This window comes from Lagierella sp. (genome assembly GCF_029983815.1).
GTDB lineage: Bacteria > Bacillota > Clostridia > Tissierellales > Peptoniphilaceae > Mediannikoviicoccus.
Genome location: NZ_JASBYU010000021.1, coordinates 1 through 25,173 on the forward strand (window position 1 = coordinate 1; position 25,173 = coordinate 25,173).

At 35.3% G+C, this 25,173-nt stretch carries 24 protein-coding genes; 3 read left to right on the plus strand and 21 right to left on the minus strand.

The genetic code is table 11. From position 1 onward, the window contains the following. Positions 1-91 precede the first annotated feature (91 nt). The 8 genes from Q1K37_RS07435 to Q1K37_RS07470 form a co-directional block, all read right to left on the minus strand. On the minus strand, positions 92-1,012 hold the full coding sequence (locus Q1K37_RS07435) for a glycosyltransferase family 2 protein (RefSeq protein WP_300410955.1): 921 nt from the start codon (positions 1,010-1,012) through the stop codon (positions 92-94). A 214-nt stretch (positions 1,013-1,226) separates the two neighbouring features. Then, complete coding sequence (locus Q1K37_RS07440) at positions 1,227-2,654, minus strand: aminotransferase class I/II-fold pyridoxal phosphate-dependent enzyme (protein WP_300410956.1); 1,428 nt, start codon at positions 2,652-2,654, stop codon at positions 1,227-1,229. Positions 2,655-2,805: 151 nt separating this feature from the next. After that, entirely contained in the window at positions 2,806-4,320 is a 1,515-nt protein-coding gene (locus tag Q1K37_RS07445) for a helicase HerA-like domain-containing protein (protein ID WP_300410958.1), read from the minus strand. A 231-nt stretch (positions 4,321-4,551) separates the two neighbouring features. Continuing rightward, positions 4,552-6,402 (minus strand): oligopeptide ABC transporter substrate-binding protein, encoded by a 1,851-nt coding sequence (locus Q1K37_RS07450; protein ID WP_300410960.1) that lies wholly within the window; start codon positions 6,400-6,402, stop codon positions 4,552-4,554. Positions 6,403-6,457: 55 nt separating this feature from the next. Further along, positions 6,458-7,375: an ABC transporter permease gene (locus Q1K37_RS07455; protein WP_300410962.1), complete on the minus strand. Its 918-nt coding sequence runs from the start codon at positions 7,373-7,375 to the stop codon at positions 6,458-6,460. Positions 7,376-7,388: 13 nt separating this feature from the next. Then, on the minus strand, positions 7,389-8,348 hold the full coding sequence (gene opp4B, locus Q1K37_RS07460) for an oligopeptide ABC transporter permease (RefSeq protein ID WP_300410964.1): 960 nt from the start codon (positions 8,346-8,348) through the stop codon (positions 7,389-7,391). Beyond that, entirely contained in the window at positions 8,326-9,294 is a 969-nt protein-coding gene (locus tag Q1K37_RS07465) for an ATP-binding cassette domain-containing protein (RefSeq protein ID WP_300410966.1), read from the minus strand. Before Q1K37_RS07465 ends, opp4B begins: the two co-directional genes overlap by 23 nt. After that, on the minus strand, positions 9,291-10,292 hold the full coding sequence (locus Q1K37_RS07470; RefSeq protein WP_300410967.1) for an ABC transporter ATP-binding protein: 1,002 nt from the start codon (positions 10,290-10,292) through the stop codon (positions 9,291-9,293). Before Q1K37_RS07470 ends, Q1K37_RS07465 begins: the two co-directional genes overlap by 4 nt. Before the next feature lie 813 nt (positions 10,293-11,105). On the opposite strand from Q1K37_RS07470, the gene Q1K37_RS07475 reads away from it, so the two are divergent. Both Q1K37_RS07475 and pdxS read left to right on the plus strand, forming a co-directional pair. Next, complete coding sequence (locus tag Q1K37_RS07475) at positions 11,106-12,791, plus strand: M3 family oligoendopeptidase (RefSeq protein WP_300410969.1); 1,686 nt, start codon at positions 11,106-11,108, stop codon at positions 12,789-12,791. A gap of 203 nt (positions 12,792-12,994) precedes the next feature. Then, complete coding sequence (gene pdxS, locus Q1K37_RS07480) at positions 12,995-13,855, plus strand: pyridoxal 5'-phosphate synthase lyase subunit PdxS (protein WP_300410971.1); 861 nt, start codon at positions 12,995-12,997, stop codon at positions 13,853-13,855. 60 nt (positions 13,856-13,915) lie between these two features. Here pdxS and Q1K37_RS07485 read toward each other — a convergent pair whose 3' ends face one another. From Q1K37_RS07485 to Q1K37_RS07505, 5 genes are all read right to left on the minus strand, one after another. Then, entirely contained in the window at positions 13,916-14,335 is a 420-nt protein-coding gene (locus Q1K37_RS07485) for a histidine kinase (protein WP_300410972.1), read from the minus strand. Positions 14,336-14,347: 12 nt separating this feature from the next. Next, positions 14,348-14,551, minus strand: coding sequence for a helix-turn-helix domain-containing protein (locus Q1K37_RS07490; protein ID WP_300410974.1), 204 nt, complete (start codon positions 14,549-14,551; stop codon positions 14,348-14,350). Between the two features lie 228 nt (positions 14,552-14,779). Then, positions 14,780-16,069 (minus strand): hypothetical protein, encoded by a 1,290-nt coding sequence (locus tag Q1K37_RS07495; RefSeq protein ID WP_300410975.1) that lies wholly within the window; start codon positions 16,067-16,069, stop codon positions 14,780-14,782. Positions 16,070-16,086: 17 nt separating this feature from the next. Continuing rightward, positions 16,087-16,359 carry a GNAT family N-acetyltransferase gene (locus Q1K37_RS07500; protein ID WP_300410977.1) on the minus strand — a complete coding sequence of 91 codons (273 nt, stop codon included), beginning with the start codon at positions 16,357-16,359 and terminating at the stop codon, positions 16,087-16,089. A 152-nt stretch (positions 16,360-16,511) separates the two neighbouring features. Then, positions 16,512-17,486: a D-glycerate dehydrogenase gene (locus Q1K37_RS07505; RefSeq protein WP_300410978.1), complete on the minus strand. Its 975-nt coding sequence runs from the start codon at positions 17,484-17,486 to the stop codon at positions 16,512-16,514. 248 nt (positions 17,487-17,734) lie between these two features. Here Q1K37_RS07505 and Q1K37_RS07510 point away from each other — a divergent pair, with 248 nt between their 5' ends. After that, a complete protein-coding gene (locus tag Q1K37_RS07510) occupies positions 17,735-19,102 on the plus strand; it encodes an MATE family efflux transporter (protein ID WP_300410980.1) in 1,368 nt (455 codons plus the stop codon). 94 nt (positions 19,103-19,196) lie between these two features. On the opposite strand, the gene Q1K37_RS07515 is transcribed toward Q1K37_RS07510, so the two are convergent. The 8 genes from Q1K37_RS07515 to Q1K37_RS07550 form a co-directional block, all read right to left on the minus strand. Further along, entirely contained in the window at positions 19,197-19,637 is a 441-nt protein-coding gene (locus Q1K37_RS07515) for a hypothetical protein (RefSeq protein ID WP_300410982.1), read from the minus strand. A gap of 68 nt (positions 19,638-19,705) precedes the next feature. Next, positions 19,706-20,293, minus strand: coding sequence for a LemA family protein (locus tag Q1K37_RS07520; RefSeq protein WP_300410984.1), 588 nt, complete (start codon positions 20,291-20,293; stop codon positions 19,706-19,708). 9 nt (positions 20,294-20,302) lie between these two features. Next, entirely contained in the window at positions 20,303-20,848 is a 546-nt protein-coding gene (locus Q1K37_RS07525; RefSeq protein ID WP_300410986.1) for a hypothetical protein, read from the minus strand. 9 nt (positions 20,849-20,857) lie between these two features. Further along, on the minus strand, positions 20,858-22,006 hold the full coding sequence (locus tag Q1K37_RS07530) for a hypothetical protein (protein ID WP_300410988.1): 1,149 nt from the start codon (positions 22,004-22,006) through the stop codon (positions 20,858-20,860). A 227-nt stretch (positions 22,007-22,233) separates the two neighbouring features. Further along, positions 22,234-22,512 carry a hypothetical protein gene (locus Q1K37_RS07535; RefSeq protein ID WP_300410989.1) on the minus strand — a complete coding sequence of 93 codons (279 nt, stop codon included), beginning with the start codon at positions 22,510-22,512 and terminating at the stop codon, positions 22,234-22,236. Positions 22,513-22,756: 244 nt separating this feature from the next. Continuing rightward, positions 22,757-23,320, minus strand: coding sequence for a TIGR00730 family Rossman fold protein (locus Q1K37_RS07540; protein WP_300410991.1), 564 nt, complete (start codon positions 23,318-23,320; stop codon positions 22,757-22,759). Next, positions 23,320-23,634, minus strand: a complete 315-nt coding sequence (locus tag Q1K37_RS07545; protein WP_300410992.1) for a MazG-like family protein — start codon at positions 23,632-23,634, stop codon at positions 23,320-23,322. Before Q1K37_RS07545 ends, Q1K37_RS07540 begins: the two co-directional genes overlap by 1 nt. Positions 23,635-23,968: 334 nt before the next feature. Then, positions 23,969-25,173: ABC transporter permease (locus tag Q1K37_RS07550; RefSeq protein WP_300410993.1), on the minus strand; the 1,205-nt coding region annotated here is incomplete at its 5' end.

Sequence of the window (25,173 nt, forward strand, 5' to 3'; positions counted from 1 at the left end):
CACTTTAGGTTTAATGTTTAAAATAAAAAAACTGTTGAGGTATATGATTATTCATAACCCAACAGTTTTTCTTATTTAAAATCAACATAACCTACTTTTTCATCAATGTAATCCTATTGATTACAACCGTCTTCATAAACTTATAAGCTTCTCTTATGCAAGCTATTGGCGCTTTTGTAAAGGCGACAAAGGCATACCAGATAAATGAAAAGTATTTTTTATTTCTCTTATTTGCAACGGCCAGCACCGCATTGTGCCTCATATTGACAAAGCGTATCTGTTCAGGTGTCAGCAGATGAAAGTACTCCTTCTTTCTTTTTTGAAGGATTTTTTCTCCTTTAATCTTATTTTTCCCTGTGGAGATGGCCTCTCCCTTGTGCCTAAAGACAACAACGTCGTATTCGTCAAGATATCCAATTTTAAATCCGTTTTCAATAGCCTTAAGCATCAAATAAAATTCCTGGCCCATAATAGCCTGGTCAAAGCCTCCTATGTCCTTTAGCTTTTGGGCTTTGAACATGTAGGTTGGAGTTCCCGTTGCATGGCGCATAATATGGTATTTCAACAGTTCATCGTTTTCAAAGGACCAAATGTCGTGGTAGTCCCTCACATCTATAATTGCACCTTGAGAATTCTTAATCTCCATATTGGAAAATATCAAATCAAAGTCATTTTCTTCCATAAACTTTACCTGTTTTTCCACCTTTTCAGGCTTGTACATGTCATCGTCGTCAAGAAAAGTTATATAGTCTCCAGTAGCCTTAAAAATCCCAACATTTCTCGCCAAGGCTCCTCCCAGGTTCACTTCATTTTGTATATATGTAACCTTGGGGTTGTTTAAAGACTCTATGTAATTTTTAATTTCCTCTCTTCTATGGTAATCATTTGGAGAGTCATCTATGATAATTATCTCCAGATTTTCATAAGTTTGATTTAACAAGGATTCAACAGCCCTGGAAATGTAGGGAACTTCCCTCTTACAAGTAGGCATGATAACTGAAACTTTCTTCATAGCTTCTCTCCTTTCAAACTCTAATTATATCAGTTTTAGGACAGTTTTTCTATATATGCCATTTTTGAAGAGTTTTAAAGTCTAGGATAGAATATTGATATACACATAGCCCAATAAAAAATCAAGCACCTTAATCCAATCATATATGAAGGATTTATAAGCGCTTGATAATTTCTTGTGTTATATTCATTGAATACATACAGACTTTAGATTTTTAATTTAAATTGAGTTTTTCGATATCCGCCTTTAACTCTTCCACAACTTCTTTTATATCTTCTTTTTTCAATTGAGGATGGATTGCACAAAATCTCAATACCTTTTTGCCCCTTAACTCCGTGGTGTAGTAAATTGCCTTATTCCTCTCAGAGGCCATTGCAGAAAGTTTGTTGTTTATTTCGTTCAATTCTTCTTCAGAATACTTTTCGTTATAATATCTTACGTTGATACAGGACAACATTGCAGGCGAAACTATCTCAAAATAATCTTCTTCCCTAAATAGTTTTTCAAAGGTCTTAGCCGACTCAAAACCTGTGTCTATGGCTTCTCTCATAGCCTTTAACCCAACCCTCTGTAAAGTGTACCAAAGTCTCATTCCCCTTGCAGGTGAAGTCAACTCGATTCCAATGTCCCAGAAGTTCACTTTAGAGTCGTCAGCTTGGACATCGGAAAGGTATTCTGGATTTGCGTTAAAGGTTCTTGTCATGGCAAGCCTGTCCTTACATATAATTGCAGCACAACCGTAGGATTGGAAAAGCCATTTATGTCCGTCCCAACTTACAGAGTCGGAACGTTCAATTCCCTTGTAAAGGTCTTTATATGACGATAGAACTCCCGTTGCACCATAAGCCCCATCAACATGTAGCCAAGCATCAAACTCCTGTGCTATGTCCGCTAAGTCCTCTAGAGGGTCAATGGTTCCAGTATTGGTGGTACCAGCAGTTCCAACTATTAAAAACGGAATAAATCCATTTTCCTTGTCCTTTCTCATCTCTTCCCTAAGTACATCTGGCTTCATTCTAAATAATTCATCAGTCTCTATTTTCTTGATGTTTACAAGTGGCACTCCCATTATATGAAAACCCTTAGCAACTGAAGAATGGGTCTGATCGGAAATATAAACAGTTCCCTTTGGGATCTCCTCATCTTTAAGCTTTTCATTTCTAGCTATTACCGATGCGGTTAAATTCGCCATGGAACCACCTGAAACAAAGAGACCTCCAAGTTCCTTAACAGGGTATCCAATATTTTCGCCCATCCAGTTAATAAGCCATTTTTGCGCAATAGCAACTCCCTCGGACAACACATGGGAACCACCAAAAGGTGAATGTATAGAATTTATAACATCTCCCACTACAGAAACTGGTGATAGTGCAAGTGGTATAAACGAAAAGAACTTAGGATGATTTTGCTTTGTAGAATATTGATAGATTAAATCATGCATCTGTTCAATGACTTCCTTAGGATCCCTAGGTTCCTCTTTAAATTCAATATTTTTTATTACTTCCTCCTGTTCCTTAGGAAGCGGATTGTCAATTTTATTGTTTGGTACTTCACTTTGACTATCCATTAATTCCGGTAAAATATCCGACAGAAGCACCTTAGCTTCATGCCAATCGTATAAAATATCTTTATTGTCTTCCATTAAGATCTCCTCCCTATAGGATTATACCATTATATTTAAATTATTGTTTAAATTTGCACATTTAAAAATCAAGCAATTATCAAATAGTTTCAAAGCTTTAAATTTTAAAAGCCTTAAAAAAACTTGAATGCTCGATTTTTTTAGAAGAATTCTATTTCCTCTTAAAAGAACCTAAAATCCCCCTTGCAATCTCTCTTCCAATGGTTCTTGTTACAGTTCCAAGAATTGAGTCTATGCCACGATTTAAATACTTATTTTTTTCTCTTCTTTCTCTTTCTTCCTGACGTCTTCTCTTTTCTTCTTCCTTTTGAAGTCTTTCCTGTTCTTTTCGGTCAATTTCCTCTTGTTTCTTTCTCTCTTCTTCAAGGGCTTTGTTTTTTTCTATTTCCTCTTGTTCCTTTAGCTTTTCTATTAGAACTTCATAGGCAGATTCCCTATCCTCCGATTGATCGTACTTTGAAAATAAAGAGGAGTTTCTAACGAGATAATCAATATCCCTGTCATCTAAGGTGTCAAAGGAGCTATGGGGTGGTCTAATTAGGACTTTTTCCACTTCCGTAGGAATATTCTTATCCCCTAAAGTTTGAACAACCGCCTCTCCCACACCTAGGTTAAGTATCTCTTCATAGGTGTCAAAGCCTTCTCTCTGTCTTAACGATTCGGATATGACCTTAACTGCCTTAGCTTCCTTAGGTGAAAAGGCTCTAAGCTGGTGTATTATCTTCGTGCCTAGCTGTGAAGAGATTACATCGGGAATGTCCAGTGGATTTTGTGTAATAAAGAATATTCCCACACCCTTGGACCTAATGAGTCTAACCACAGTTACAAGTTTTTCCAATAAGGCTTTCGATATATTGTTAAAAAGCAAATGAGCCTCATCAAAGAAGAATACAGCAACAGGTTTTTCAGGATTTCCCACCTCGGGAAGTATCTCAAATAGTTCCGAGAATAGATAGACTAAAAATATGCTGTAAAGCCTTGGCCTATTGATAAGCTTCTTACTATTTAAAATATTTATAAAACCATTTCCAAGTTCGTCGACTTTCATAAAATCCAGTACGTCTACAGAGGGCTCGCCAAAGAATTCGTTTGCTCCCTCTTCTTCAAGGACAAGTAGCTTTCTTTGAATAGATGCAATAGTTGCAGGGGCAATGTTTCCATAATTTGTAGAAATCTCCTTTGCATTGACCCTCAAATAGTCCAACATCTGAGTAAGGTCTTTAAAGTCCAGTAGCAAAAGACCCTGTTCGTCCGCCACTTTAAATAATATATTTAAAACCCCTTCTTGAGTTTCATTCAATTCTAAAACCTGAGATAATAAAACTGGTCCAAACTCAGAAATGGTAACCCTTAGAGGAATTCCCTTTTCTCTGTAGACATCCCAAATATTTATAGGATAGTTTCTAAATTCAAAATCGGATATGCCAAGACTTTCTAATCTTTCTTGCAATTTTTCATTGGTCTGACCAACCTTTGAAAGGTTTATTAAATCCCCCTTCACATCACTTAAAAAAGATGGCACTCCCATTTGCGAAAGCTCTTCACAAATTACCTTTAAAGTAACGGTCTTACCACTTCCAGTAGCACCGGATATAACTCCATGCTGATTCATCTTATCTGCTTTAATATGGTAGGGTTCAGTTCCCTTACCTAGAAATAAGTCCATAAATTCCTCCTAATAATATTGCCCTTTATTAAAATTGAGCATCTCTACAAGAGCTAGTTAATTACATTATAACATTAATCAAATAAATTCTCAGACAAATGTGTAATTCAACGAAAGGTGGAAAGTAACGATTAACAAATTCTATCAACTATCAACATTTAACAAAAGGAGATTCAATCAAGCAAAAAAAGACCCCAAACCAAGTAGGTCTAGGATCTTATAAGTTAATGACTATTTTTCAAGTGGTTTTTCAGCAGATACTGCCCAGTCTCCTGAGTTAGTAGTCTTTTCACCATTACCATAACCAGCGTCATAGTTAAGAACACGGTTATTGATCATTTGGAATCCAGTTCTCCATTGTAGAGGTATAGCTGGAACTTCATCAAAGGCTACTTGTTGGAAGTCTTTATAAGCTTGAGCCATAAATTCTGGATCAGCTGCTTCTGGACTTGAAATTCTGTCTATTGTTTCTTGTAATTTGTCAGAAGTATATCTTGACATGTTGAATGCTGCACTATTACCATAAGTCTCTTTAGGGTTAGGGTTTGTTCCAACTCCCCAGGCTGCTGCAAATACGTCAATTTCAGGATCTTCTGCATCAAGTTTGTCATAGAAGGAGTTAACTTCTATTAAACTACCAGTTGCTAACTTTGCCTTAAGACCAATCTTTTCCCAAGATTGTAGATAATATTGAGAAAGTGGCTCTTGAGTGTCTCCTCCAGACATCATAGCTAGACTGATTTCTAGAGGTTGTCCTTCAGGATCTTCTCTGTAACCGTCTCCGTCAACGTCTTTATATCCAGCGTCGTCAAGAAGTTTCATAGCCTTATCTGGATCATAGTAATATCCTTCAATGTCCTTATTATGGAATTCGTTGAATATTGGAAGAGTTATTGTCTTAGCCAATTCATTATTTCCCTTGTAGAACTTTTCCGCTACGGCGTTTTGGTCAAGGGCATAACCCATAGCCTTTCTCAAGTTTACATTTGCCATCTTAGCATCAGGATTTGTAGTTATAGTACCTTCCTTCTTATCAAAATGTCCTAGGGCAAATCCTAAATAACTATAGTAAAATTCACCAGTACCTACCAATTGATATCCTGGAATTTGTTTTAAGTCTTCCACTGATTTAGATGGAACTTGAGAAATCATGTCATATTTATGAGCCTTCATTGCAGATACTACGTTTGATACTGGAACTACTTCCATGTTTATCTTTGCAATCTTAGGTTTACCTTTGTAGTAATGTTCATTTGCAGAAAGCTCTACCTTTTGTCCTTGTACATAATTTGAAATGTAGTAAGGACCTGCAGAAAGAGGTTTAACACGGATTTCATCTGATGATTCTAAATCTGCTATAGGAATATCCTTAATATAGTGGTAAGGAGATAATTGTACGCGAAGTCCAGATCCCCAGTGAGTAGCAGGTGTAAGTTCAGTATATTGAACTACAACTGTGTGGTCATCAGGAGTGGTAATTCCAGAAATCTTATCGGTTGTTCCTTCATGGTATTCCTTCATTCCAACGATTCTCTCGTCTTCAGATTTATCATAACGGATTCCAGTATAATCTGGATGTCCAACAATATAGTATGGATATGCAAGGTCCATAGCTGTTACTGGAGTTCCATCACTCCATTTCAAATCAGGATTTAACTTAAAGGTAACTTTATTTCCCTCTTCGTCATATTCGATTTCAACCCTATCAGATGATATGATACGGAAACTATCGTCGTTATCATATAGGTTTCCACCGTCCATCATAGCTATAACATCGTAGTCAGTTTGATCTGTGTATAGAGATAAATCAAAAATACCTTTAATAGGTGAATCAGTTACGATACCATATTCTAGATTACCATTTTCAATAGGGTCTCCTTCGTTCTTTACAGGTAGAGTCTTAGCATCCCAATTTATCTTGGATTCGCCAGTCTTTCCCTTTCCATCATTAGATACAACTTCAGTTGAATCTTTGCTGCCTGCATCAGTAGAATTATTTTTTCCACTGTTTCCAGGCTTACATGCTGTTAGAGTCATGCCTAGGGCAAGAGCAACAGCTAACATACGAGCAAATTTTTTCATGTCTACACTCCTTTTCTTTTATATTTTTAACATGGCTAGCATGAAAAATAACTTATTAAACTCTTCTTTGTTTAGCGTCAGCAGCCCTTCTAAGAGCTTGTCCAACATAGTTTATAGATAGTGTAAATACAAGTACCAATAGTACAGCTGGAACCCATATATATAGTTTGTCGGCAATAACTTCAGGGTCTCTTGCGTAGGATATCAACGTTCCAAGGGACGGTTCACTTGTTGGTAGTCCGAAACCTAGGAAGGTAAGTCCTGTTTCAATCCCGATATTTGCCGCCAATGCCAAGGTACTGTCAACTATGATTATGGATCCAATATTTGGTAAGATCTCCCCAAACATTATAGTAAGAGGAGGTGTTCCCATGGTCTTAGATGCACTGATATAGTCCTTTCTACCCTCTGACAGGGACTTAGATCTTACAAGCCTTGCAACCCCCGTCCAGTAAAAGGCCGACATTATCAGCACAAACTTCCACTTGTTATATCTTGGAATGATAGTTACAAGTACGATTATTATCATGGTTACTGGAAGGACTTGTAAGAAGTCTATAATTCTCATGATGATATTGTCCACCATTCCACCGTAGTAACCTATGATCAGTCCAACTGTTACACCTATAACTGTGGTCAAGATTGTAACTAGTACTCCTATTTGAACGGAAGTGTAAGCTCCAAGAACCAATTGTCCTAGAATATCTCTACCACCTTTATCCGCTCCTAGGATATAACCTTCTTCTCCTGGTCTTGCATAGGAGTTAAAAATGTCTACCATCATTACTTCCTTTTTATCAAAATAGAAGAATGTGGCAATTACTATTCCTAAAAGTAATATACATAGAAGGAAGAAGGATACTAGCGCCACTTTATCGTGGACCACTTCATTTACAATTACCTTAAAGCCCATTGGCTTTTCAGATTTTTTTATTTGTTTATCTTTATTTTCAGTCTTTTTGTTTTCCGCCATCTCAAGCACCTCCCTAGTCTATTCTTATTCTAGGGTCAACTATGGTCATGATAATGTCAGATAGCAAAGAACCCGTTAATGTTAATAATCCATATAGTAATACCAAGGTTGTAATGACTGAGTAGTCCCTTGAAGCAATACTATCTATAAACAACGATCCCATTCCAGGATATGCAAATACAGTTTCTATCATTACTGAACCACCAAGTAGTCCTGTGATTTGGAATCCGAAGAATGCCGCTATTGGTAAAAGTGAGTTTCTAAAAATATGGTGAGTGTACACCTTCTTAGTAGGAACTCCCTTTGCCCTTGCAGTTCTTACATAGTCCTGAGTTTTGGCATCTATTATTTCATTTCTCAAATACTGTACTGTACCAGTCGTTGCGATTACCGCGTAGGATAGTGCAGGTAGTAACATATGATAAAGCCTTGATCCAATATAAGCCAAGCCCGATGTTGCTCCTAGAGAAACCGTACCGCCTGTTGGGAACCACTTTAATCTATAACCAAAGATAAGTAGTGAAACTAGATACATTACAAAGCCCGGTATGGACAGTGTAAGGAAGTTGTATAAGTTAATTCCCTGATCCAGTTTTGTACCGCTGTACCTTCCAGCTAGGATTCCAAGGGGCAATGCAATTGCATACATCAAAACCATGGAAAGTAGCGCTAACCAGAAAGTGTTCTTAGCTCTTTCTCCGATTACTCTATTTACAGGCATCTTCATGGTGTAGGATTTACCAAAGTCACCCTTAGATGCATTTTTTAACCATCTTACATATTGTTTTGGCAATGGGTCGTTAAGTCCCGCTTTTTCCCTTAACTCCTCTAACCTTGCAGGTGGAGTTTGAGGACTTATCATTCCAGAGAACGGGTCTCCAGGCATGAACTTTGCCAATACGAAAACGAAAACACTTAGTATAAATAGCTGAGGTATCATAATTAAAACTCTACGCAATACTGTTTTCCACATTGTACAATACCCCCTTATCTTTTATTGCAGCGTAATGGTCTTCTCCTACTTCTATAAGGTCATATACCTTACCTTCCGGAGTATAAAAATCGCCTTTTTCTTCTTGATACATTCTTTCTACTTCAACTCTATTTCTTAAAACTTCTTTTCTAATATTTGGATTGACTTGAGGTATAGCAGCAATCAACCTCTTTGTATAAATATGAGAAGGATTCTTGTAGATAAGATCCCTTTCCCCTACTTCTACAAATCTACCCCTATGCATGATATAGATATAGTCACACATATGTTTTACAACTCCCAAGTCGTGGGATATAAAGATATATGCAAGACCAAAGGCCTCTTGGATATTCTTCATATAGTTAAGAACTTGGGCTTGTACTGAAAGGTCCAGTGCAGAAACCGGTTCATCTGCTATAATAAGCTTTGGTCTTAAAGCAACAGCCCTTGCAACCCCGATTCTCTGTCTTTGTCCACCAGAGAACTCATGAGGGTATTTGTAAAGGGCATCGTGGGGCATTCCTACGATGTCTAAAAGCTCTAACACCTTTTTCTTTCTCTCCTTTGGAGTTAACTTGCTCTCAAAATTGTCCAGTGGTTCAGCAATTATATCTAAAACCCTTCTCTTAGGGTCAAGGGATGATGCTGAGTCTTGGAATATCATTTGAACGTCTTTGTTAAATCCAATCCTCTTTCTGGTAGATCTCTTGGACACGTCCTGTCCATTGTAGATTATGCTACCAGAAGTTATCTTCTCAAGTCCGACAATGGTCTTTCCTATGGTGGATTTACCACTACCACTCTCGCCTATTAGTCCATAGGTCTTACCAGGTTCAATCACCATGTTGACACCGTCTACGGCTCTAACATAGTCCTGGATTGTATTAAAAAACCCTCCTCTAATAGGGTAATGTATTTTAAGGTCTTTAATTTCTAAAAAGCTCATTGGGTCACCTCTTCCTTGAAGTGGAAAGTCTTATAGCAAGTACATCTTACAAAATGACCTTCTGACACTTCATGTAACACAGGATCTTCTTCATGATCATCTGCTGGAATCCAAGGAATTCTTGGAGCAAATCTACAGCCAGTCTTAGGCATATTCTTAAGTGAAGGAACCATCCCCTGAATTACGTGTAAATCTTCTCCAACTGCATCATCCTGTGGTACAGAATTAAGTAGTGACCTTGTATAAGGATGAAGAGGATTGTTGAATAGCTCGTCAACAGGTGCAAGTTCAACGATTTGTCCTGCATACATTACGGCAACTCTATCCGCTGTCTGTGCAACAACTCCCAAGTCGTGGGTAATAAGTATAATTCCTGCATCGATTTCCTTTCTCAACTTCGCAATAAGGTCAAGAATCTGCGCCTGAATGGTAACATCTAGTGCCGTTGTTGGCTCGTCAGCAATTAAAACATTAGGATTGCATGATAAAGCGATTGCTATAATTACACGCTGACGCATACCACCGGACAATTCGTGAGGAAACTGCCTGTAACATCTCTCAGGATTTTCGATTCCAACTTGTCCCAAAAGTTCGATTGCCTTGTTTTTACGTTCGTCTTTATCCAATTTCGTATGATATATAAGAGCTTCCTCTATTTGTTCTCCAATCCTATGTAGAGGATTCAAAGAAGCAAGAGGGTCTTGGAATATCATACCGATTTCTCCACCACGAATCTCAGTAAATTTCTTTTCATCGTAGTTTAGAAGGTTCTCTCCATTGTAAATAACTTCTCCACTTACTTTAGTGTAAAGCATGTTGTGTAGTCCCATAACAGTAGTTGCTATAGTGGACTTTCCACATCCGGATTCACCTACAATGGCAAGAACTTCATCAGAATAAAGATCTAAATCCACGCCGTCTACCGCATCGTAATAATCACCATCTATACGGAAGGCAGTGTGAAGGTCTTTGATTTCTAATAACTTTTTCTTCTCCATATTTTCTCCATTCCTATTGCCTAAAATTTTCAGTGAATTTCTCACTGCACTGTAGTGAAATAGCTTTTAAATAAAAAATCTTTAACGTCATCAAAAACTATTTTCGATCCATCAAACATTTTGCTTTTAGCTATTCATTAAACTTTACCACCAAGTTACATAAATGTCAAAATTTTTTGTAAATTTATGCAAGAACCTCTATTTTCTGCACTTTACAGAGGTACTGTGGTGCATTTGTGATATGAATAGTTAATTGTTTCAATTTGTTTTTACAATAATACCATAAATGAATTATTAGTGGCAAATATTTAATTCGTCTTTATTGCCTTTTATTCTATACCTTACAAGTATTGATAAGATTATGGAAAAAGGTTTTCTGTTATTTCAACATTTAAGTTCTATTTAAGGCTGTTTAAGCAAATTGTTAAGATTTTGTTATAATTTTAGTTAAGTAACCCTAATTTTTCTAAAAAATTAGGTTCTAATAAATTAAAGGATTTCCTCTTAATAAAACATTCTGCTTCTTTATTTGAATTTCACAAATTTTCAAAGGTATTAAATTGAATAAATATCTGCAAACTTTTGGATAGATTCGATTTCCCCTTTGCCCTGTTCCCATTTACAATATATCAAGAATTTCACTTTATGTCTATGATTAAATCAAATTTTCATAAAAAAAGTAACATTTTTTAGTACATATGAAAAAGGTTTCAATGTAGTACACAATTTTTTGATAAAAGCTCTACTGGGATTTTAATTTTACCCTTGAATTTATCACCCTACTACATTAATATAGAATCAGGAGGAGATGCTATGAAATTTAATGAAATGAAATATGAAAGACCGGACATAAAAGAAGTTAAAGACAAATTCGAGTCTTTCAAGGAAAGAATTGACAACGCAAAGGACGGAAGCGAATTGGTTGAAACTATAAAAGAGTTTTCCGTCTTCCAAAAAGAGTTAGGAACTATGGGTTCTCTTGTAAGCGTTAGACACTCTATTGATACAAGAGATGAGTTCTATGAAAAAGAAAACGACTTCTTCAATGAAAACAGTCCAATCTTTTCAAACCTTTACTCTGAAGTAGCAAAATCCATTTTAAATTCTAAATTTAAAGAGGTTGTTGCAAAAGAGATTGGTCAACACTATCTAGACTTACTTGAATGTTCCCTTGTGGTGGAGGAAAAAGCAATTCCATATCTACAAAAGGAAAACGACTTAATCAGCAAATATGATAAGTTGATTGCAAATTCTGAAATAGAGTTTGAGGGTAAAAAGTACACTTTGACTCAAATGGGACCACTACTTCAAGATACCAACAGAGAGAGAAGAAAAGCGGCATACAACGCTAGATGGAACTTCTTTAAAGAAAACCAAGAGACCATCGACAATATCTATGACGAAATGGTTAAGGTGCGTCACGAAATGGCAAAGGCCTTAGGATATAAGGACTATATTGAATTTAGATACAAACAACTTTGCAGAACCGACTATGGCAGAGAAGAAGTTGCAAATTATAGAGAAAAAATTCTTAAAAATATAACTCCTCTTGTAGTGGAGCTAAATAAAATTCAAGCTCAGGGACTTGGAATTGAGGACTTTAAGTTCTATGATAAACCAATAGAATTTACTGATGGTACACCAAAACCAATGGGCGACAAGGACTATATCGTAAAAAAGGCAAAGGGTATGTATGAAGACTTGTCCAAGGAAACAGGCGAGTTCTTTAACTTTATGATAGACAACGACCTAATGGACCTTGTGGCACAACCTGGTAAGATGGGTGGTGGATACTGTACTTCCTTTGACATGTACAAAGCTCCATTTATCTTTGCAAACTTCAACGGAACTAAACATGACGTCGAAGTTGTAACCCATGAAGCAGGACACGCTTTCCAAAACTTTATGTCCCAGGATAAGGAAATTGATGAATACATTTGGCCAACTTATGAATCTTGTGAAATCCATTCAATGTCCATGGAATTTTTAACTTGGCCATGGATGAAGGACTTCTTTGAAAATGAAGACAAGTTTAAGTTCTCACATCTAAAGGGAGCCATCTCATTCTTGCCTTACGGTGTAACAATTGACCACTTCCAACATTGGGTATATGAAAACCCAGAAGCTACTCCAGAAGAGAGAAGAAAGAAATTCCATGAGATAGAAAAAATTTACCAACCTGATTTGGACTACGAAAATGAATTCTTAGAAAATGGTGGTTACTGGTTTACACAAGGTCATGTATTTGCTGCCCCATTCTACTATATCGACTATACTTTAGCGCAAGTACTTGCCTTTGAATATTTGATAAAATATCTAGAAGACGACAAAAAGACTTTAGATGAGTACATCGAACTATGTAAGGCTGGAGGATCCGAATCATTCTTTAAGCTTATTGAAATAGGAAAACTTAAAAACCCTATGACAACAGATGTACTAGATGAAATTAAACCAAAACTAGAAAAGATATTGGAAGATTTAAAGGACAAAATTTCCTAAGATATTAGAAAGATCGGATTAAATCCGGTCTTTTTTATTTGGATAAAAAAGTTATCAATGTTTTTTGTTAATTTTAAAATTGAAAAATTATTGTAAGATTTGTTTTGACCCCATCAACTTCCATGTTTTTGGTACTTCTAAAGGTATCATTTTCATAATATTATATAGATAAACGAGAAATCTATTGAAAATTGGAGGGTTTTATGTCAAAAGAAATGTGGAAAGAAGTAAATGATAAATTACTAGGTGGGGTCATAATGGATGTCACCAACGTGGAACAGGCAAAGATTGCAGAGTCTGCAGGTGCAGTTGCAGTTATGGCACTTGAGCGAATTCCCGCTGACATTAGGGCTGCAGGTGGCGTAAGTAGGATGAGTGACCCAGGAATGATTACAGAAATTATGGATGCAGTTTCCATTCCTGTTATGGCGAAGGCTAGAATCGGTCACTTTGTGGAAGCTCAAATCCTAGAGGAAATCGGTGTAGACTATATCGACGAATCGGAGGTTTTGTCCCCTGCTGACAACTTGAACCATATCGATAAAAACCTATTTAAAACTCCCTTCGTATGTGGCTGTAGGAATTTAGGAGAAGCCCTTAGAAGGATTTCAGAGGGTGCTGCTATGATTAGAACAAAGGGAGAGGCAGGAACCGGAGATGTTGTACAAGCGGTATTTCATATGAGAACCTTACAAAGGGAAATTGCAGAAGTTGCTGGCCTAAGAAGGGATGAACTGTTCTCAAAGGCTAAGGACTTACAAGTTCCTTATGAACTACTTCTATATGTTCATGAAAATAAAAAACTTCCAGTTCTTAACTTCTCCGCCGGTGGCGTTGCAACCCCTGCCGACGCTGCATTGATGAGGCAACTTGGTGCAGAGGGTGTCTTTGTAGGAAGTGGAATATTCAAGTCTGGCGACCCTGAAAAGAGGGCTAAAGCCATTGTAAGAGCCGTTTCTAATTTCGACAATCCAAAGGTTCTTGCAGAAGTTTCCAAAAACCTTGGGGATGCTATGGTCGGCTTAAATGAAGATGAAGTTGAAGTTATTATGTCAAATAGATAAAAGTATATTAAATCTTAAAATTTTAAAAAACGGACAAGGAAAATTCTCCTTGTCCTATTTTTAAAGGATTTTATTAAAATTATTAGATTTTAAATTTATAAAATTTTCCTTGTTGTCATTAAATAATCTCCCAGTAAATGGAATTTCATAACCCATCCTTTTTCCCAAGTGTGACAATTCTAAAATCACCTTGTCATTTTTTTCTTTTATGTCAAAGGATTCTATTTCATGCCAAGGCATCATCACGAAACTCCCGCTAGTCGTATTGCTTATTTCTTTTTCATGGACACCTTTTTCATCAAAAAATAATATATAAGTCCTATTTGAATCCAATGTGTAGAATAAATTACTAATCAATAATTTTGCTAATCCCTTTTTAACATCATTATGCTTTATTGCTATCAGATAATTGGATGTATCGCCAAATATCTCTTCAACTTTTTTACTAATTTCCTTTGAATCGTTAAATAAAATTCCCATATTTTTCCTCTCCTATTTAAAAATAAATACCTCTTTAATGTCCTTATCCAAGACTTTACAAATTTTGTAGGCCGTTTCAAGTGTGGGACTAATGGTCTTATTTTCATAAGCCATAATGGACCTTCTCTTTAAACCCACCGCCTTTGCTAACCGATGTTGAGACAGGCCTTTTTCTTTTCTGAATTCTTCAATTCTATTATCAATTTCTACTTCCATAAAATCACCTTTTATGATTATGGTTACATTTATAGTACCATTATTGTTACATTTATAGTACCACTTTTAAAATGCATTGTCAAAGGCTATTTCTACAAAAAACAACCCCCTATCTCTTATAAAGATAGAGGGCACTTAAAAGCCTTCAGTTTTATAATATCTTAAGCATCAATAAGAAAAATTAAAAATTTGATGAGACAAGGAAAATTCTCCTCGTCACACTTTTATCTATAGATATTTTTCTAAATCCTTTTGATCGGTTTCTCCACTATTTTCTACTAAAACCTCTTTAGATTCTTTTCCTTTAGCTACTATTTCTCCTGCTATACTAAACTCTTTTACCTTTCCTCCATTTACATGGTAGGATACGACTTCATTTCCTTTTGTTGTAATGTTTCCCTTTACTTCAAGTCTATCTATTTCTCCACCTTCAAGAACGCTGATTCCATCAGCTGCAAGTTCCTTAATCTCGCCTTTTACAAGGGTTTGTCCTGTTGAACCAAGGGTTTCCACTTCTCCCACTGTGATTTCTCCAACAGGTTTACTAAACTGCATTCCAATTGAGCCGTCTCCAACTGTCTTAATGCTTTCAAAGTAAGCCTTTCCAATGGTTCCATCATATTGGTTGAATCCCCTTGCCCCCAATCCATAGGTTTTTATATTCTTGGTGGCCTTAAAGTTTTTAACGGTTCCAAAGTTTACAAATCCAATTCCACTGGAACCATAACTAATGATGTTTTCATTTACAACCCAGTTTTCTACAACTCCCCATACATCGAGAACCATATCGTTATTTCCATAGGTCTTAACCACTCCATTTGATATAATCTCTTTGGCATGGGCACCATATACTATGAAAATACCTCCAGTAATCAAATTAGGTTGTCCCTTTGGTATCATACCATTGGAATATATTTCGCCAGTCTCTAAGGTTTCAACTTCAACCTTACCCTTCTCATCATTAAAGCCAGAAATAAATAGGCCACTTCCTAATACAGGAGAATTCTCCCTTCCGATGGATATGCCCTTTCCTTTAAAAGTTATTTGACTATCATCATCAGGATTAAAATTATATACCGTTAAGGCCCCTTGATAGACATTTACTCCGTATTTCATTGGCCTTTCAGAGTAGTTTCTTGAATCTGCATAGGGAATATCCAAGTTTTCTATGTCGATATTTAATTTTTTATTCTTCCCTCTGGTCAAAAGCTGTACCATTCCAGTCACAGTAAGATCTCTTAAGAAAATAGTTCCTAAATCACTTTCTTGAGAATCTATATAAATACCCCTATTGTTTCCAGAAGTCTGAATAGAAATATTTGAAATCTCATTATCTCCAGAAAGACCTATCCCGTCTCCACTTATGAAACTTAAAAGAATATTTCTGTCTTTTCCATGTATTGCCACACCCTTTGGCAGCTTAAAGCCCCTTGGCAAACCAATAGAATTTGTAACTTCAATGTCCTTTTGTCCTGACTCAACTGCATCATATAACTCTAAATAATCTTTTACTTGCAAAATCCATCACCTTTCTATCAATATGATATCTCACTATAATTTGGATTGTTCTCAAATTCCTTTACAACATAAGAACAAACCGGTCTTATCCTCTTATCTTGTTTCCTAGCTTCCTCAACTAGCAATTCCAAAAGCTTAGAAGCTATCCTCTGTCCCCTATATTTAGGATCTACATAGGTGTGGTTAGCCTCCCAACCACCTTCAATCTCCCTATAGGAGCATTCGCCAATTAAGTTTTCACCGTCATAGGCGGCAGTTCTATTATTTTCCATTTCATATACAATTTTCATAGCTTGCACCTCATCTTAGTTAAAGTTGCTTTTTTGCATTCTATTACATTTGTACCCATTCCAATATAAAAATTTGATTCTTTCGCCTTATATCAACATTTTTACTTAATCAAAAAAGGACAAAGTTTTTATTTCTTTGTCCCTAATTAAAATTATATAACCCTATATTGTAAATCCTCGCCTTTTAAACCCCTTACGGCTTCCTTTGCAGCAACAACAGCCATTTCAGTCCTAGCTTCATAGGTGTCGTTTCCTATATGGGGAGTTAAAAGAGCATTTTTCATCTTAATTAACCTTTCATTAAACTTAGGTTCCCTCTCATGAACATCTAAAGCTGCCCCTGCAATTTCACCTTTCTCCAAGGCGTTTGCCAAAGCCTCTTCATCCACAATACCACCCCTAGCAGTATTGATTAAAAAGCTTTCCTTCTTCATCAATGAAAGTTCTTTTTCTCCAATAAAATGACGGTTTTCAGGAGTGAAATTCATCTGTAAAATCACATAGTCCGCATCTTTAAGTCCCTGTTCAAGGCCTATTGCCTTTGCACCAATTTTCTTTGCCGCTTCTTGGATTTCACTGGAATCATCCTTGTCATAATAGTTAATATCCATATTAAAAGCCTTTGCCATACGACCAATCTCTTGACCAATATTTCCAAAGCCTATGATTAGTAAGTTCTTGTAAGAAACCTGGTGTCCTCCAAGAAAGCCCATCACTTGCCATCCATTAAAGGAATTGTCCTTTACCATATCCTGTTTTTCAACGATATTTCTAGACAAAGCCAACATCAACCCAATAGCAGCCTCCGCAGTTGAAGCAACAGAGTCCCTACTTGGTGTATTAGTTAGAAAAACGCCCTTCTTCTTTGCCACTTCCATATCGATATTGTTGACACCAGCACCGACATTGGCGATTATTTTAAGGTTGTTAGCCGATTCAATTACCTTAGAACCTATCTTTACATTGACCCCAGAAATAATACCATCCACATCCTTGCTTTTATTAAGAATCTCCTCTTCAGAAGGAGTAGTAAGCTCCTGGTGCATGATAAGATCAATACCAGCACCTTTAATGATGTCAATGGCCTCCTGAGGAAGCTTTACCGCAGAATATATACTTTTAGTCATAGTTTCTCCTTTCATAAATAGAAATACTGTCCATGTAGTAAAGTATACCCTATTTTAGTGGAGGGAAAAATTCTTACCATTCTTTTTAATTCACCTACAAGCTTCTCGTCTTTTCGACTTAATTTATGTATTTATTTCCTCTATCCTCTATTTTTACGCTTCTACCTTGCTAAATTCAAATCTTATTTGTTATCATATAGTATGATTAGTTAAAGATTAACACAATTTTTTGTAAAGAAGGCAAGATTATGTCAATAAAAAAATCTAATATCAATTTTATAACACAGGGTGATATAACTAAGGTTATTTTCAAGTTATCCATCCCTTTAATGATTAGTAACTTAATAAAAACTTTATACACCATTACCGACGGGGTCTATGTGGCTCAAATATCTTCTGAAGATTATGCTGCGACTTCCTTTATTTGGCCGGTTTTATTTTTATTTATTGCTGTAGGACTTGGTGTAAACGTTGCGGCAACTTCTCTTATGAGTCAGAGGCTCGGCGGAAGAAAGCTCTCTGAATGTAAGGACTATGCCACTCATACTTTGTTTATAACGGCAATACTCGGAGTTGTTTTCTCGATTTTAGGCTACTTTATTTCCCCTCATATTGTAAGGTGGATGGGTGCTAAGGGAACTTTTGCTCAGAAATCCGAGATGTTTTTAGCTATAAACTCTCTTGGGCTGATTTTTGATATCATCTTCTTTGGTTATCAAGCTATTTTAAACTCCCAAGGAAGAACAAAGTCCATGACTCTAATCTCCTCCATTTCGTCTGTGGCCAATGTTATACTAGATCCCTTCTTTATTTTTGATAGCGTTCTAGGCATGCCAGGTCTTGGAATGGGACTGAAAGGGGCGGCAATTGCAACGGTTATTTCAAAAGTTCTACTGGTAGTACTTTCCATTGGAATTGTGAAAAAAGAGTCTGAAATTGAAATTGATTTTAAAGATTTTAAATTCGATATGGGAATTGTAAAAAATATATTTTCCATTGCAATACCTGCTTCTCTGGGAACTAGTGGTGAGGCAATCGGGTTTACTTTTTTAAATGGTTTCATTCAGTCCTACGGAACCACAACTCTAGCTGCCTTTTCCATGGGAAATAGGTTATCAGATCTATTTAATCAAAGTTCCATGGGAGTTGGGATGGCTCTAACTTCGATCATAGGACAAAATTATGGTGCAAATAAAAAGGAAAGGGTAAAGGATATTTTTAAAAGAGCAAATATAATAATAACCTTCTTCTCTCTTTTTACTGCAGCTTGCTTAATAATATTTAAAGACCCGCTACTGTCAATCTTTATTAAAGATAAAAGTGATGTTTCTCTTTGGACTCAAGCCAGCGAATATATGTACTTTACTTCTGTAATAACTTTCTTTATGGGATATTTTGCCGCAATAACTGGATTTTTCCAAGGTATTGGTCAAACTAGGTTCACAATGTTCCTCGCCCTTGCAAGGCTTTGGATTATTAGACTTCCTCTAATAATGATTTTAAAATATACCACCAATTTAGGTTCTACCGGCATATGGATATCCATGTTGGTGTCAAATGGTCTTACTGTTGGATATGGGTTTTATAAATATCACACCAAGAAACAAACTCTTTGATAAGTTAAGGGATAAAAATAGTGGTGTACTTGGCAAGTCTTCCCTAGCTAGTACACCACTTTTTATTATTCAAAAGTACAATCCTATACTTTTACTATTTTCTAACTCTGTACAGTAAATTTCCATCATAAAAAATTTCTACAAATACTTCTAACTCATCCATTCCCCTTGATAAAAACCCTGTTAACATATATGTTTTATAGGAATCAAATTCCGACATGACATTAAGACTTTTAAACTTAAGTGAAAAGGCTGAAATAAAGGTTCCTAAATCCATCTTTTCCCCTACAAAACCTCCAACATTACCAGACAAAACATTTTTATACTCATGTAAGTAAACATAGGAATCTTCAAGATGGACCTCTTCTATTATTATATCCCCTTCTACCATTTCATTATTTTTAATGTCAACATATCCATATTGTGTTTTTAAAATCAATGCATTCCTATCATAATCAAAGTCGAGGTCTATAATATTTGAATCATGTAACGAAAATCTTATATCCTCATTATTTTCCCTCTTATATTCCTTCATATTTTCTCCTTAGTTTCATATTCCTTAAAAATTACTGGGACAAAGATCATCTTCTTTGCCCCGGCATATCAATTCTTTAATTTGTCCTCATATTTCTTATTTACATAGGCTTCAGATGCCATTTTTGGTCTTGTCTTTGCTCTTTCGTCAGCTTCGAACATAAGCATCTTTTGATGTCCTAACATTCCTGCAATAAGGGATGTTGGGAAGTTTACAATTGCTAAGTTATAAGAAGTCACATTATTATTATAGACCCTTCTTGCTGCATTTATATTGGTCTCTATGGCAGTAGTTCTCTGAGCGGTGTAAAGAGATTGTTCCATAGACTTAAGCTCTGGATAGTTCTCTACATGAAAACCTCTTAAGAAAGAATTGCTTGCATTGTACGCTGACAGCACATCATTTGGACTATTGGTGTCCTTTGCCTTTCCCACCATGGACCTAAGCCTGGAAACTTCCTTAAACATATTAGTTTCTTCATCAATTGCCGTTAACACTTGGGAGTAAAGCGCCTCCATCTCATCGAGCCTTTGTTGAAGAAAAGTGTCAATGTTGGAATAGGCCCTTTCTGCACTTAACTTCTTGCTATTAAGACTATTTGACATGATAATATAGCCTAGTACAAGGACAACAACTCCTCCTAGAATAAATTCCATTTTGCCCTCCTAGAATTTTAAACTTCTCTGTTCCAATAGACTATCTAAAGAAAGATTTAATTTGTCCGCTTGCTCCTGCAATGTCAATTTATCAAATTCTTCAATTGTCATATTAAGTTCACTTGCTTGTTTCTTCCTTGCTTCCATTTCTTTTGTAGCTAGTGCATTTACTTCCTTAGCCGAATCGATTAAGTTCTTTGATTTATATACTTTTGCCTCTTCTGCTATCTTTTTATGATACTCTTCCACTGTCATACCATATTTAGAAGCTATTTCTTCAGTTGAAAGTCCCATCAACTCCCTAGAGCTAATTCCAAGCTCCATAGCTCTTTTCTCATTTGCCATCTTTTCAGTTTGTGCCAAATAGCTGGCATTTATAGAAAGGGAATCCGTAACCTTTCCAAGCACCGATGAGAAGATATCGGAAGACTTTCCAGTTATAGCATCACCAACTCCACTTCTTACTTCCCTTCCCAGGTTATCCATATGCTTATTGGCTTCATCAAAAACTTCTTCCTTAATCTGATCCATCTTTCTAAGTAATTTATCGAACATCTTATCCTCCTAGTATTTTTCTTTGTATAGGCTTTGCATATTATCAACATCTAACTCATTGTACTCTTCAATCACATAGTCAAGAATCTGTCTTGACTCTTCTAGCTTTTTATTATCAACCCTATCGTGGTCCATAAAGAAGTAATTTGTCATTGCATACATGATTTTGTTTAGATATATCCTATATAGATATGGCATTGCCTTCTTTGGTGATGACTTACCATCTGTAAGCTTTGCATCTGTATTTGATCCCCATATTTTATTATAATGCCTTGAATCCAACTTCCCATATTGAACACTATTGTAGCCTGCCTCTTTCTTTGGTAAAAAGATAAAGAAGTAACCATCTTGAATCATAAGATGTAGCTGTCCATACTTAACGACTAGAGCTTTCAGAACCGACTCAAAATATGGAGTAATAATCTTTGTCCATAAAAATTTCTCATCGTCATTTGTACTGACTAAATCCCTTAATCCACCTACACTTACCTCATACCACTGGGAGAGTTCTGTGTCCGTAAGAGTAAAATTTCTTTTATCGTCAAAACTAACGCCTATTGACTCGAGCAAGTCGAATTTATCCGTATCAAAATAGAAAAATGCCTTCTTGTTTTTAACCAGGGAATCCTCAGGAAGTACATATAAATTCCCCTGCTCATAGGTGGTTTTATCATAGGACTTTTCTTGTCTGTCCTCTGTCTTAGTAAAGGTTCGAGTAATCCTAATCCTTTGGGGCTGACCAAATCGTCCTAAGTCCTCCCGGCTATCTTTCCACAATCCAGTTACATTGGGTAGACCTTTTACAAATCCAACAGGAAGAAAATCCACATCACAGCTTTCGCTTAAATAATCATCACCAAAAATAAATCTATTGAGACCATCATTAAATCGCCTTTGGGCTTCATATATAACATGGTCCTCTTTAGATAGTATATAAAGAAAATAAAATCCAGGTAAAATGAAGATTAAACCTAGGTAGGTTTTAAAAACTAATCTAATAATAAGTACTGCTAAAACCCCAGCAATCAAAGCTAAATAAGCCCTCTTCTTAAAAGGTTCGACCTTTTTAATTGCATTTTTCAAATCTAATAATAACTTATTGCCCTCCTCAGAACTTAAAAAACTCAAGTAATCCGACGGTGTATTTCCTCTTTCCATATCTTCTCCTTAGTTTTATCATCACTATAAGTCCTTAACTAAAAGCAAATAGGACTTAGAAGTGAACATTTTGTTTAATTATTCATTTTTCCTTTTTATATATATCCAATAATTTGAGAAGGTAAACAGAATTGTTTAAAGAATTGGAAGATGTAGGATTAAAAAAATTAGCTTACAACATATTAAATGGCGACAAAATCCTACTCGTTACGTCTTTTCTATTAACTCTATAAGTCTACTTCCCCATTTAAAAATTCTTCAGCATTTATGTTTTTCACTCCTAATTTAGAAAAATCCAGAGTATCTAAACTTAATAGATACTTGAGATAATTGTCTTTTATTATTTGGAGCGGTCTAAATTCATGTTCTCTCGTTCTTTTATCTATCAAGCTGAGACTGACTTGTATATAGATTATCTCTTCGTTCTTTTCGCAAATAAATTCAATTTCATATCTCTCTATTTCACCAGTATAAATTTTATAGTCTCTACGAAGCAATTCTAACAATACAAGATTTTCTAAAAATTTATAGGATTTATACGAAAGTCAAAAAATCAGGGACAAGTTTTATCCCCTTGTCCCGACACTTTATATTGAATCAAAAGTAAATATTACCTTTACTCCTGGGTAGTTGTTCTTTATTAAAAAGCTTCCTCCTAAAATTTCCGCTATTTGTTTTAAGATACATACTTACTGTATACGTCCAAACACATTAAACCTACTTCGATTTAATCTAAATACTTTTTATTAACTATTTGTACTGCCTAACCGCGGGCTTACTATAGTTTTTTATAAAGTCTTCTATTTCATTAAGATTATCAGAAAACAAAGTCTTTTCTCTGTCCTCTAAGCTTAAAAAGCCTTCTTGTACCATATTATTATAAAAACTTTCCAAATGATCATAATATCCATTTACATTATACAAAATACAAGGACCATCATTTTGTCCAACCCTAGCCCATGAAATAACCTGTGAGATCTCCTCCAATGTTCCAGGCCCTCCAGGTAAAGCGATAAATGCATCCCCATTTTCAACCATATATGTTTTTCTATCAGACATATTGTCTACCGTTATCAATTCAGCTAGATTTCCATGGCATATTTCTCTTTCTATAAGGAAAGTCGGCATTACTCCTATTACTTTTCCTCCATTTTCTAGAACAGTATCAGCTATTACACCCATCAAGCCTACTTTCCCTCCACCATATACTAAACTATGACCATTTTTTACCATCCATAGTCCTAACTCTATTGTTTTCTCTTGATAAATCTCATCGTTTCCTAAACTAGCTCCACAAAATACCGTTATATTCATTATTCAAATCTTCTTTCTATTTTGATAATGTGATTTTGTAAAATTTCTTCAAAAGATAAATCATACTTGTTTACAAGCACAATAATATTATCTAGAACATCGCCTATTTCTTCCTTAATATTTTCAAGATTTTCAAACTGAGACTTATCTTCTTCATCAGGTCGGTCCCTTCCAATTTCAAATTTTCTTACAGCTTGACAAAGTTCCCCTACTTCTTCACATAAAAAGTTCATTCTAATGAATCCATCATATTTATCCCATTGTCTTTTAGAATAAAATTCTTTACTCCATTTTTGAAATTCTTTTACTTCCACAACTGACTCCTATATTTATTTTGTCACGCTAAACTTCAGATCTTTAAATTACCAATATTCTGTTAAACTTTTACTCTTTCTTGGCATTCTAGTTAACAAAATCTAAAATTAAAGCCTTTTGAATCCTTTATTTATCAACAACGCCAAAATTTAGCGAGCAATAAGAATAATATTTGATATTTTTCTAAATGTCAAATTGAAAAAGCTTCATGACTTATAATCTAAAGCCGTTCATTTTATTAAATATAAGGCTCCAGTATATCAGCTGTGGAAGTATAAGTTTTGAAGGTTTAAATATATCTTCATGTTTTTGCTATCCATCTATTTTAGAAGATTACTCCAAGCTTCTAATCCTGTCCACAAGACTACTTTTACTGTGTTTTTCATAAAACTTGCCAGTAAATAAAATGCCAATGATTATATTTACTAAATTCACAAGAATAAGTGGTCTAATAACAAATTTAAAGGAAGTCCACTTAGTCTGAGCCATGAAATCTTCCAGGATAAATTTATTTACAAGAAGCATGATGATAAAAGAAAATACCAGACCACAAATAGAATAAATCAAATTCTTTTGAACTAAATATTTTTTGATGTTTTTCTTAGTCATTCCAATTGCTTCAAGCATTGATAAATTAACCTTATTCCTTAGAATTTCTGTAGCTATAATATTTATAAAGTTTAATACCGAGATTAAAAACAATACCAGAGATAAGCCGTAACCAACAAACTCTATTAGATTTTTAAAGTCCTTAAAAGACTTTATTTGAAGATCTCTCGAGTCATAAGAAAAGTCTGGCTTATTTTCAAAAGATTTTAATAACTTATCAAAATTTTCCTTTTCACTATCCGCCACATCAAATCCATAGGACATTTTGCTTTGATTTCCTGTGAGCTCTTTATACTTACTCGGATTCATGTAAATATATTCCAATCTTAAAGTCGGACTAGATTCGTCGTTCATATTTTCCTTAATTACAGGAAAATATCTAAGTCCATTTGAAAAGTTATATTCAACTTTACCAATAACTTGGACTTCTTTAATTTTATTATTTACATTTATCCTTATCTTATCACCGATTTTATAGTCAGAATCATTTCTTATTTTTTCTCCTATAATAACATAATTTCCAGTTTGCCATTTTTCTTTATCAAACTCTCCATCTGTAATTTTGTATTTATTTATTAGATAGTCATCTATACCAAATAGAATTGGGGCAACTTTATTGTCTTCAATTTTTATACTTGGATAAGAGTACTCATAACCATAGTAGTATAAGGCCCCTCCTCCTTTAAACCCTTTATGATTTTTTATCTCATCAATAAACTTTCCACCAATCCCGTCCTCACTTCCTAAGTACATATATCTAAAATATTTTGGACTTGCTATATTATAGTCCGTTACGATTACATCAGAAATCCCCTTTTCTAAATCAATATTACCAGTATAAGTTAAAACACTGTTCAATATAACAGCAGATAGACTAATGGAAAGAACTATGGATATAAATCTAAATTTATTGGAAAATACTTGTCTTC